This is a genomic window from Pseudundibacterium arcticum (assembly GCF_042646465.1).
Classification (GTDB): Bacteria; Pseudomonadota; Gammaproteobacteria; order Burkholderiales; family Burkholderiaceae_D; genus Undibacterium_A; species Undibacterium_A arcticum.
This window is the reverse complement of record NZ_JBHRTP010000083.1, coordinates 1-9,862: the sequence shown is the minus strand read 5'-3', so window position 1 is coordinate 9,862 and position 9,862 is coordinate 1. Positions and strand designations below refer to the sequence as shown.

At 51.9% G+C, this 9,862-nt stretch carries 8 protein-coding genes and 2 pseudogenes; 6 read left to right on the top strand and 4 right to left on the bottom strand.

Annotated features, from left to right (window positions below; all coding sequences use genetic code 11):
- Positions 1 to 245 precede the first annotated feature (245 nt).
- On the top strand, positions 246 to 491 hold the full coding sequence (locus ACFOFO_RS22285; RefSeq protein WP_390324421.1) for a hypothetical protein: 246 nt from the start codon (positions 246 to 248) through the stop codon (positions 489 to 491).
- Between the two features lie 471 nt (positions 492 to 962).
- The gene (locus ACFOFO_RS22280) at positions 963 to 1,292 is read left to right on the top strand and encodes a RodZ family helix-turn-helix domain-containing protein (RefSeq protein WP_390324420.1); all 330 of its coding nucleotides are present in this window, start codon (positions 963 to 965) and stop codon (positions 1,290 to 1,292) included.
- 72 nt (positions 1,293 to 1,364) lie between these two features.
- On the opposite strand, the gene ACFOFO_RS22275 is transcribed toward ACFOFO_RS22280, so the two are convergent.
- The gene (locus ACFOFO_RS22275) at positions 1,365 to 1,682 is read right to left on the bottom strand and encodes a hypothetical protein (protein WP_390332893.1); all 318 of its coding nucleotides are present in this window, start codon (positions 1,680 to 1,682) and stop codon (positions 1,365 to 1,367) included.
- Positions 1,683 to 1,790: 108 nt separating this feature from the next.
- Positions 1,791 to 2,966 carry an AAA family ATPase gene (locus ACFOFO_RS22270; RefSeq protein WP_390324418.1) on the bottom strand — a complete coding sequence of 392 codons (1,176 nt, stop codon included), beginning with the start codon at positions 2,964 to 2,966 and terminating at the stop codon, positions 1,791 to 1,793.
- 447 nt (positions 2,967 to 3,413) lie between these two features.
- Between ACFOFO_RS22270 and ACFOFO_RS22265 the strand changes: the two genes are divergently transcribed.
- Complete coding sequence (locus ACFOFO_RS22265) at positions 3,414 to 4,478, top strand: AI-2E family transporter (RefSeq protein WP_390332892.1); 1,065 nt, start codon at positions 3,414 to 3,416, stop codon at positions 4,476 to 4,478.
- 190 nt (positions 4,479 to 4,668) lie between these two features.
- Here ACFOFO_RS22265 and ACFOFO_RS22260 read toward each other — a convergent pair.
- Positions 4,669 to 5,569: pseudogene (locus ACFOFO_RS22260) on the bottom strand (DNA polymerase Y family protein); the annotation flags it as partial.
- A 330-nt stretch (positions 5,570 to 5,899) separates the two neighbouring features.
- Between ACFOFO_RS22260 and ACFOFO_RS22255 the strand changes: the two are divergent.
- Both ACFOFO_RS22255 and ACFOFO_RS22250 read left to right on the top strand, forming a co-directional pair.
- Positions 5,900 to 6,775 (top strand): YihY/virulence factor BrkB family protein, encoded by an 876-nt coding sequence (locus tag ACFOFO_RS22255; protein ID WP_390332890.1) that lies wholly within the window; start codon positions 5,900 to 5,902, stop codon positions 6,773 to 6,775.
- Positions 6,776 to 7,635: 860 nt separating this feature from the next.
- On the top strand, positions 7,636 to 7,839 hold the full coding sequence (locus ACFOFO_RS22250) for a hypothetical protein (RefSeq protein WP_390324412.1): 204 nt from the start codon (positions 7,636 to 7,638) through the stop codon (positions 7,837 to 7,839).
- On the opposite strand, the pseudogene ACFOFO_RS22245 reads toward ACFOFO_RS22250, so the two are convergent.
- Positions 7,836 to 9,004 (bottom strand): annotated as a pseudogene (locus tag ACFOFO_RS22245) (IS4 family transposase). The gene ACFOFO_RS22250 and the pseudogene ACFOFO_RS22245 sit on opposite strands and share 4 nt — an antisense overlap.
- Positions 9,005 to 9,190: 186 nt before the next feature.
- Between ACFOFO_RS22245 and ACFOFO_RS22240 the strand changes: the two are divergent.
- A partial coding sequence (locus ACFOFO_RS22240; RefSeq protein ID WP_390332888.1) for a tyrosine-type recombinase/integrase occupies positions 9,191 to 9,862 on the top strand: 672 nt, incomplete at its 3' end.

Genomic DNA, 9,862 nt, shown 5'->3' with positions numbered 1-9,862 from the left:
TTTTTTCTACTCGCAGCTCGTGAATTTGGTATCGTTCGTCTCGGGTCAGGTGGGTGTAGCGCATATTCGGCAACTTTCGACTGGCTGGTCAAAAGGCGCGAATGCTACCGTATCTGGCCCTTCAACCGAATAATCAAAGTTGCACTTCGTGTCTGAATCCGCGGTGGACTTAATCAGCGTAGCCTTAAAATGTGAATCCTCAAGCATGCCTTACCGCCCTGGCTTCAGTTATATTGGAAGATTGAATGGCAACACCAGAAATTGAGTTAAGAGATGCGACCCGAGGGCGCCCTCCAATGCGGGAAGATTGGGTGGTGTACTACGACGGCAAATGTTATGGTTTTATCTACCGTTGTGACAAGCCGGCCGGTTATGCCGTCGGCATCGGCCACCCGGGCCTAGAAGTGGAGTTCGATAATGTGGCCCAGAATAAACAAACGGCAGTAGAGTTTGCCCAGAAACATATTGCGATGATCCTCGCTCGCGGTTAGGCAGATCGCATGCTGCCATGCCAGTAAACGTAGTGCGTTTGTGGCGTGAAGGTCGCCAAGTTCTACGTTGGCAGCGGTGGTTCGGATAGTTTAATGCTGCGGCATACGCTCATCGAGCAATCCGATGTACAGCTTATCGCCGCGGCGCACCAGAGACCACGCAAATCCTCGCTGCAATGGTTTATAGCCCGAGCAAGCACCTGGCCATCGACTTCGGCTTTCTCAAAGACGGAGCAAGGCGTCGCCAGTGTCCGATATTCACCGGCATCGTATTGCCACTGGCCAAATTATGGTGAAGCAATTCGGACACCACCGATAGCTATCGACAACAGCACCGATAATAAATAATTCAGCAGCGCCGGGCGATTTCCGGGCGAATAGCTTGGTTTAGCGCAGAGCGGCATAACTTGCCGATTGCTTTCCTGTTGCCGGCAGATAGAATGAATACGCGCTTCAATTGGAGGAAACACCATGAATAGATGTCGCGGTGCAATTGCACTCTGTCTGCTTTCAGTATGCCTTTTCGGTTGCAAAAAAGCCGATACCGCAGCGACCATCACGCCGGCGGACGCGGGTACGGCCCGCAACCCGAATTCGGTTGCGGCGCCGCCGAGCGCCCTGCCGCCATCCGACGCGGCCATCCCGCCGAACACGTCGGCCAGCACGGCCAGCGGCGCGACTAGCGGCCCCGGTCAATCCAGCCCCAGCAACTTGAACAAGGACCAGGAAGCGACCTCCATGCCGCTGCCCGGCCAAGCCAACGACCATTCCCAAGTCGGGAAGGAGGAAACGAAGAAATAGGCGCGACGATTTGGCATTACATCGCGGCAGCGAATCGTAGCCGTATGTGCCGCGCCCATCTTTGTTAGTCAGTCACTCATCAGGATCGCGCTTCGCACGAGCATCTTTTGGCTTGAATTGCTCGGGACTGAATCTGAACTTGGCTCGGCGGTCGCCCATCAGGTCACGCAGCTCGCGAATGCTCAACGCGGTTACTTCGTGCATCCGTATCAGCAGGGATCCCCCCACTGGCAGACGTTTATGTCGAATCTTGCTGATAACAGCCGGGGAGATTTCAAGTGCTCGTGACAGCGCAGCATCATTTTTCAGGCCAAAATCCTTGATCAACGTGTCCAGGAGTTTGTTTGGATCGTATGCGCATTGCTCTGTGAGTGATGGGTCAGTCGTCATGGATGTGTGCATTCCACTATTTCAATGACGCATTCAATGACGCACTCCATCTCTTCACCAGACTTCTTAACTTCGTTTTTCATATAATTTTCTGAGTCTGCTAGTCCGTTACATCCGTGGTGGCGGCGCATCGTGCTGCGTTTCTTGGGGCGCTGCGTCTTCCGCGAAATCCTCTTTCAGCCATGTGACGTGCTGCGAGTCCTCGATGGCATATACCCCGCGCGAACTATTCCACACAAGGGCCTTCGCACGCAACGCCTCAAGCGCGTACTGAATCGCGGAATCGTCGATGTTCACTGAGGTGTTCGTCAGCCTCTTGCATGCTTCCACATACTTGGCTACTGTATGCGGCCGGAATGGCGCGAAATCGGGGCCTGTGATAGCCATCACGGTCAATACAGCGGCCTGCAGTGGGGGAAGCCCATTCACTTGGCGCATGAATCCTTGCTTGGCGTCGGCTATTATCTTGTCGAACACCGACTGAAAAATCGCATCGACATTCTCTGAGGTGGCGTCGAAACGAAACGCCAAGTCATCAAGCGCCTTGCGAAGGGATTCTGGTTTGTGGCCGGAGGCAGTAAATGCCGCACTGAGAACGCCTAGAGATGGCTTCACGTCTCCGTCACACTGCCCCAGCTCCCATGCCAGATAATCGTCACCTAAAAGCTCCAGATCGAGCAGAACCGCATTCAGGAATGCCTGGTCCTTTCCTTCCACCAGAAGACTGAGCTTGTCACGGTTCGAGCCAGTCGCAATCAAGCGGAACCCATGGTGAGCCGATCCATTCAACTGGTCCCTAGCCGCCTTGAGGGCAAATAGCGATGAGGAGCCTGCATCGGTGGTGATTGCGTGCTGAGCTTCATCGATCACGAGAACGATCATCGCCTTCGTTGCATCTGACAACTCAGAAAGTGCCTTGGCGATTGTCTTGCCGGAACCGATACCAACCTTGGCGATGTCGAGCTGGATCCCGGCAACATTCACTTTATCGAGTCCTCCACGGCGCGCCCATTGCAAAATGGCCCCTTCACGCCTTTGCAAATGTTCTCGCACGGCTTCTGAGATCAGATCACCCGGATCGCGGCTTCGGTCACTCCATAGATCTACGTAGATCACCTCGGCGCCCTGCTTTTTCAGGAAAGGGATGATGTCTTCGTTGATGAGCGTGCTCTTCCCCGTTCGACGTGGTGCTGAGAGGAAGATGCCAGACAAGCCTTTTGGCGAGAGGGTTCGTCTGGCTATGTTTTCAGCCAAGACTCGGCGGTGAAAAATGGGCACACTCATTGGGTGTTTGAATTAGTTGGCTAAAAACTAATTGTAACAAATTATAGTCCATCATAGTTCATTATAGTTATATAAATGCAATGTTTTTATAGTGGATTATAGTCCATCATAGTCAGGCAATCGGATTGCACATATTGCTATGGTCCGTGTGTTTGGCGACGCGAGAAAGATGGAAAAGGAGAACGTCAAAAACCAGCTATTTGGTACACTTATCCACAGCTGCTGATTCAAAAAGCAGCGACCGATCGCACGGTCAATATTCAATCGGGGCGAAACAGTCCTGAGCGACAAAACGTGAGCAAAACCTTCTAAAAACGCAATAAAACGGCTGGCACCCACCCCCGAGATCAGATTTGGATCGTTGAGCGCATCCATAACAGCGTAGGCGTGGTAGCGCAAAAAAACGTCAATTATTCAGCGGTTTCGTAGCGACATGTGGAGAACAAAATGCTTGGAGTGGATCTACGTGTCGCAAAGATAGTCTGGACTGTTTTTCTGGCGGTGCTTGCACTGTTCATTGTATATTCAGTCCGATCGACTCTTCTGGTCGTCGTTTTTGCCGTTTTTTTTAGTTATCTCTTATATCCACTTGTCGAGCTCGTCGAATACTACAAACCGCGCCGGTTCCCACGAACGGTATCGATTGCGCTGGTCTTTCTTGTTGTAATTTTGGTAGCCGGCGTCGTCGGCACGTTATTTGGAAACAGAATTACAGACGAAGCGGTTCGTCTTAGCCAACAGCTACCGATTTTGTTAAATCCGACCAATATTTCACAGCGTATCCCTCTCCCCAGTTTTTTGGAGCCGCAACGCATAAAAATCCTTGCGTTCGTTACCGAACAACTCCAATCTGGGACAGGCCAGGCGTTACCTTTTGCGCAACGTCTTGGGTTGGCTGTTATGCACGCAGCTACTAACCTAATTTATTTAATTCTTATTCCGGTATTGAGCTTCCTATTGATTTCAGAAGCGCCGACTCTGAGGGCGGACATTCTTTCATCACTGGGTCGTACCAGCGGTTCTTTATGGGGTGCCATTACGGAAGATTTGGACGTTTTACTGGCGAAATATGTTCGCGCGCTCGTGATTTTGTCGATCGCTACATTTACAGCTTACAGTGTTGTGTTTTCTGCACTCGGCGTTCCCTATGCCCTCTTGCTGGGGGGCGTCGCCGGCCTGCTTGAAGTCATTCCTTTTGTCGGCCCGCTCGTGGCCGTCGGAACGGTTCTGACGGTGTCGTCTTTTAGCGGCTATGAGCATTTGTTATGGCTCTCCGGATTCATCTTTTCCTATCGTATTTTCCAAGACTACGTACTTAGTCCTTATCTGATGAGCGAAGGTGTCGAGGTTTCACCGCTTCTGGTAATTATTGGACTACTAGCTGGCGACGAACTCGGCGGAGTGGCCGGGATTTTCTTGTCCGTGCCGGTTCTGGCCACGCTTAAAATTGTGTTTGTTCGTGTAAAAGCGTCTCGGCATACGACGCAGCGGGAGAAACCAATAGTCGCATGATCGAATCTGTCAAGCCGCGTAGCTGCGCTGTCGAAGCTCCACCTCAGCATCCTTATCCAGGTAGGCTTCTTATGAGCGCTATATAAATGTAAATTACTAAAATATCGTTATAAATTAGTGTGGCAAACGAAACAATGATTCGTAATTTCCAGAAAGTGTATGCCATCATTTTTGCCAAAGACCGAATCATTTATGTTGAATATTGCGGCAACGTAAGCGGCAACTCGCCTTGGCACGGAAATCCGGCATCATTCTGAGCACTTCTTAAAGTTAGTGTGCCGGCTCGAACCCCTAACAACCGCAACTTCTGATCGAGCGGCACGCGTCGCAGGCATTCCCTGGCCGCGCGGCGAATGGTATTGGCGTCGTCAGTAGACACCGGCAGAGTAAGGTCGCGGGTAGCTGTACGGAAATCTTCGTATCGTAGCTTAATGCCGATCGTGCGACTTAGGTACCCCTTGCGCTTAAGATCTTCTGCTAAACGAGCACATAGATCCGTGAATATTACTGACAGGGTGACCCGGTCGTGACGCGCATGAAGATCGCGCTCAAAGGTTGTTTCTCGGCTTATCGATTTAGGTTCTGAACTCGTGATCACAGCACGCTCATCGATTCCATGAGAAATCTCATTCAGCCAGCAGGCTGAGCTACGACCAAAATGCGCCTGCAGAATCGGGAGTTCTGCTTGTGCCAGCTCACCGATCGTAGTTATGCCAAGTGTCGCAAGATTTTCAGTCATTTTAGGACCGATACCATTAACTTTTCGGACCGGCAATGGCCAGATTCGACTCGGGATATCTGATAGACCAAGAATAGTCAGGCCGTTCGGCTTTTCCAAGTCCGAACAAATTTTTGATAATAATTTGTTTGGTGTCACACCGATGGAGCAAGAAAGTCCAGTGGCATCGCACTGCTTGTTTGATACTTTGGGCCAGAACCATCGTATCGCCAGGAAGTTCGCTCAAATCGATGTATATTCCGTCAATGCCACGGTCTTCAATCCTGGGTGCAATGCGGGCCACTGCGGCTTTAAACAGTCTCGAGTAATGCCGGTAGGATTCGAAGTCCGTTGGATGCCGTCGTTCGTCGGGAGGGTGGAGTCCATCTCATTTACAATTGACAAGGAGAGCCTCAAGCGGCATCGATATCGGCGCTCAATAGCGCGGGATTTCTCTCACCTTCGTGATGAATCCTTGCGATATATCGCCTCGTCGAGCCGCTCACTGGTGATATTTCCAGGCTTTGCGCTGAGCAGGACAGGTCGTGCTCGCGAACAAGCGTCCAACCCTTCTTGTTGGCCCAGCCTGTGAGAACGTCGGTGGCGGGACGCCATCGACATAGCGGCCATATGCGATTGCTATCGTTCCTGTTGTAGTTGTTTGCTATGCGGTTTTGTCGATGCTTATTTCAGGGGATTTCCAATGCGGATTCCCGGCCTTCGAGGGCTTAGTCCGGTCCGGCTTATAAAATATTCTGTCCTGCGGTTTCGCGAGCACGACATGGCAACCTATGCGGCGGCGGTCACATACCATGTTAGTTTTTCGCTGTTCCCGTTCATCATCTTTTTTATAGCACTGCTTGGTTTTCTTCACTTGCCAAATTTCTTTGATTGGCTGCGGCAGCAAGCCCAGGCCTTCTTTCTGCAGCAGACGATGCATCAGATTAACCAAATATTCGACCAGCTACAGCAACGGCGAATGGGAATTCTATCTGTTGGAGCAATTGTTGCACTTTGGGCCGCATCGTCCGGCATGCGCGCCGTCATAAACGCCTTGAACGTAGTGTATGGCGTTAAAGAAAGCCGCCCAATGTGGAAACGTTATTCACTTTCTCTGCTGTACACCCTGGGTATCGGCGTCTTGCTGGCCATTGCCATCACGCTGGTGCTAGGCTCCCCACACGCGATGCAGGAGGTTGCGCGCCAAGTCGGCATATCACAAACCTTTGCTACCTTGTGGGCCTGGTGGCTGCGCTGGCCGGCCGTCGTGGTGCTGCTCACATTGACCGTGGCCGCTGTTTATGGCCTCGCACCTGACGTCGAACAGCGTTTCCGTTTCGTTAGCCCTGGCGCATTCCTGGCGGTCGTAGTGTGGATTGCGACCTCGCTCGCCTTTAACTACTATGTGCGGACCGTGGTGGACTATAACGTGCTGTACGGGAGTGTGGGAACTATCATCGTGCTGCTTTTGTACTTCTTTATATCTTCCCTCGTCTTGCTGTTTGGCGCGGAAATCAATGCAGTGGTTGAGCATCATGCCGCAACAGGCAAAGACATAGGCGACAGGAAACTGAAATGAAATGCCGCACAGATACGCACGTGGATATTGGCGCACGACGAAGGTCGGTATTTCGACAGAGAGGACGCCTGGATAACGATGGTGGGCGTGGTTCAAACGAGGGTAACACTTTCGTGAAATGAATCGATCGGCGATACTCGTTTTTCCCTATTTTTTTCCTAGTGCATTGTTGATATTGATTCGGAACCGGATTGTACACTTTGACATTAAACGGCTAGACAAAGCGTATCAAAAGCTGCCAAGAGTTGGTATTCGTTTCTTTAATAATTTGCCAACGGGATCCGTGAGAACTTTTATTCGTGACCTGAATTTTGTTTCGCCGGCACCTCTGCTGAAGGCGAACTTGACCGCAAGACTACAAAAAATATTCTGCGATGATGGAGATTCCCATTGGTACTTCGCTTTGTTGAATTTCCCCTGGAATTCCTTTGCGGCGTCGTGGAATGCCCCGTTAGTCTGCGGTCGAACACCGGCCACGTTTTTATCGTGACATAGCGCCGGCACCAAGCGATATCAAGCATCATGTTTTTTTCAAAAATGACCTTGATTTCGTGTGTGGGTGCGAAGGTGAGCAAGAAATACGCGCGCCGTGCCGACAATTTCTGAGCCGTGTGGCAAGCTCAGATAGTGATTCATGGTTGGCCCAAGGCTAAAACCTATCAGCCCGGTGAATCCAAACACCAGTAACACCCCAGTCCCGCTGGATTTGAGAGGTACATGACCATTGTTGAGTTGTTAACGTCCCGCAAGCATTCTAAAGGCGCAGCAACCACAAAGCCAGCTGAAGAATCAAGTGACATTATTGCCATAATGGCGAGTATTATCGGGAGGTGCCAATTCTAGATGCGTCAGCACTCGTCATGCCTTCTGCCAATCTACATCCCGCTATGCTGCCCGCGCTCGCAACGATCGAAAGCATCCAACTGCCCTCCCACATCGATGGCCGCGATGGCACCAACCGGGCCACCGGCAATCGTCCGCAAATCGCTGCCGATAATGATGTCGATGCGATCAAGGCATGGCTCGCGCGCTTTATCGATACCAAGACAGTAGTGTCCGGTTAAAAACTGAATAAATTCAATTGGTTAGAAGAATTGTCGTGTTTTGAGATATCGCTACTCCCTGCAAAGGCTTGCTGTAGCTGGGTTTTCTCAAAAACAGACACCGACAATATCTGTAGCAAAGTGTAGAGCGAAGCGTCCAGATTGAGTTTTTTTTAACGATCGCCACCAGTACATAAACTGACACGGCAATCCAGATTTGTGTTTTGACCGCGTTCTCCGATGTGCCGTAAAACTGTTTGATACGAAGATGCTGCTTGATCCATTTGAAGAACAATTCCACTTGCCAGCGACTCTTGTAAAGAGCGCAGATGGTCAGCGCGGACAACTGGAAATCGTTGGTCAAAAACACCAGCGTCTTTCCCGATTCCGGATCTTTGAAACGGATGCGCCGCAAATGAGATGGGTAATCCTTCAATGCCTTCACGCCGGTCAAGGCGATCACCTGGTCGCAGATAACACCGGTACTGCGGTCCGTGGAATTGGAATAGACGCGGCGGCTTCGCATATTCGATTTGGCGCGGGTAACGAACATCGCATGAGCCTGATGCAGCCCATGAAGGCGTGCGAAATCGATATAGCCACGGTCCATCACGTAGAACGCTCCCGCCTCTGGTGTCAAGATATCGAGCACATTGACGTCGCCCAGTTTGCCGTCGGAGATATGGATAAAAGTGGGGATGTTGCCCCGCAAGTCGAGCAAGGTATGCAGCTTGACTGCCGCCTTGGTTTGTCGGAAGTGCGCCCAGGGGAAAACAGACAAACACAAGTCGATGGTGGTGGAATCGAGTGCATAAACTGTGTTCGTCAAATCGACACCAAACGACTCGGCCACGTCCAGCGTACGCGCTTGGGCGATCAGTCGCTGCGCAAACTCGGCGTAGATGCGCCAATCGCGCGTTTCGTTGGCATCGGCCAAAGTGGCGCGGGCAACAGGTTGCCGAAGTCCCATGTGATAGAGCTTGCCGGCTTGCGCGGCGAGACAGACTTCGATATCGCGAAGACTCTCGCGGTAAGTCAATTGAGCGAACGCCAAGATGCGAAATTGCTCGGTGCATGCCAGTGTACGCACCCGATGGTCGCCGCTGTAGCGCGTGACGATGCGATTGAATGTCGTCCACGGGAGGAAATCCATGAGTTGTGCAAACAGTGTCTTGCCGGTGTACATCTTGACTCCCTGGGTTCAATACCCAAGGAGCATCGCAGAAATGCAATTTCACATTCAAGTCGACACCACCCTAAAAACCGTGGAAAGCTAAGCTTGGCAACGCTTTCAGACGATCGATACCTAAATTAACCGGACAGTACTGATACCAAGACCACATTTGACAATTACCGCAAGGAAGCCGAACGCTTGCTGCTCTGGTCGACCATCCAGCTTGGGAAACCGTTATCGTCGCTCACGCACGAAGACTTATTGCTCTATCAGCGGTTTCTGTCCGATCCGCAGCCGGCATCCCGATGGGTGATGCGCGATGGCCGCAAGTTCGCGCACGCACATCCAGAGTGGCGGCCGTTCGCCGGACCGCTCTCCCCTGCCAGCCAGCGCCAGGCGATCATCATTCTCAATACGCTGTTCTCGTGGCTGGTCAATGCCGGCTACCTGGCTGGCAATCCACTGTCGCTGTCGCGCCAGCGCGCCCGCAAAGCGAAGCCACGCATTACCCGTTACCTCGAAGAAGATTTGTGGAGTGAAGTGAAAATGACGATCGATTTGATGCCGAAGGAATCGGATCGCGAACGCGAGCATTACTATCGCGCACGGTGGCTATTTTCTCTGCTGTACCTGTGCGGATTGCGCATCTCGGAAGTGGTCGGCAACACGATGGGCAGCCTCTTCTGCCGACGGGACAAGGATGGTGAAGAGCGCTGGTGGCTCGAGATCCTGGGCAAAGGCGACAAGCTGCGGATCGTGCCGGCTACGAATGAATTGATGGTCGAACTGGCGCGCTATCGAAGAGAAAAAGGTCTTGCATCCTTCCCGTTAGCGGGCGACGACGTTCCGCTCCTTTTGCCGATCGGCCGT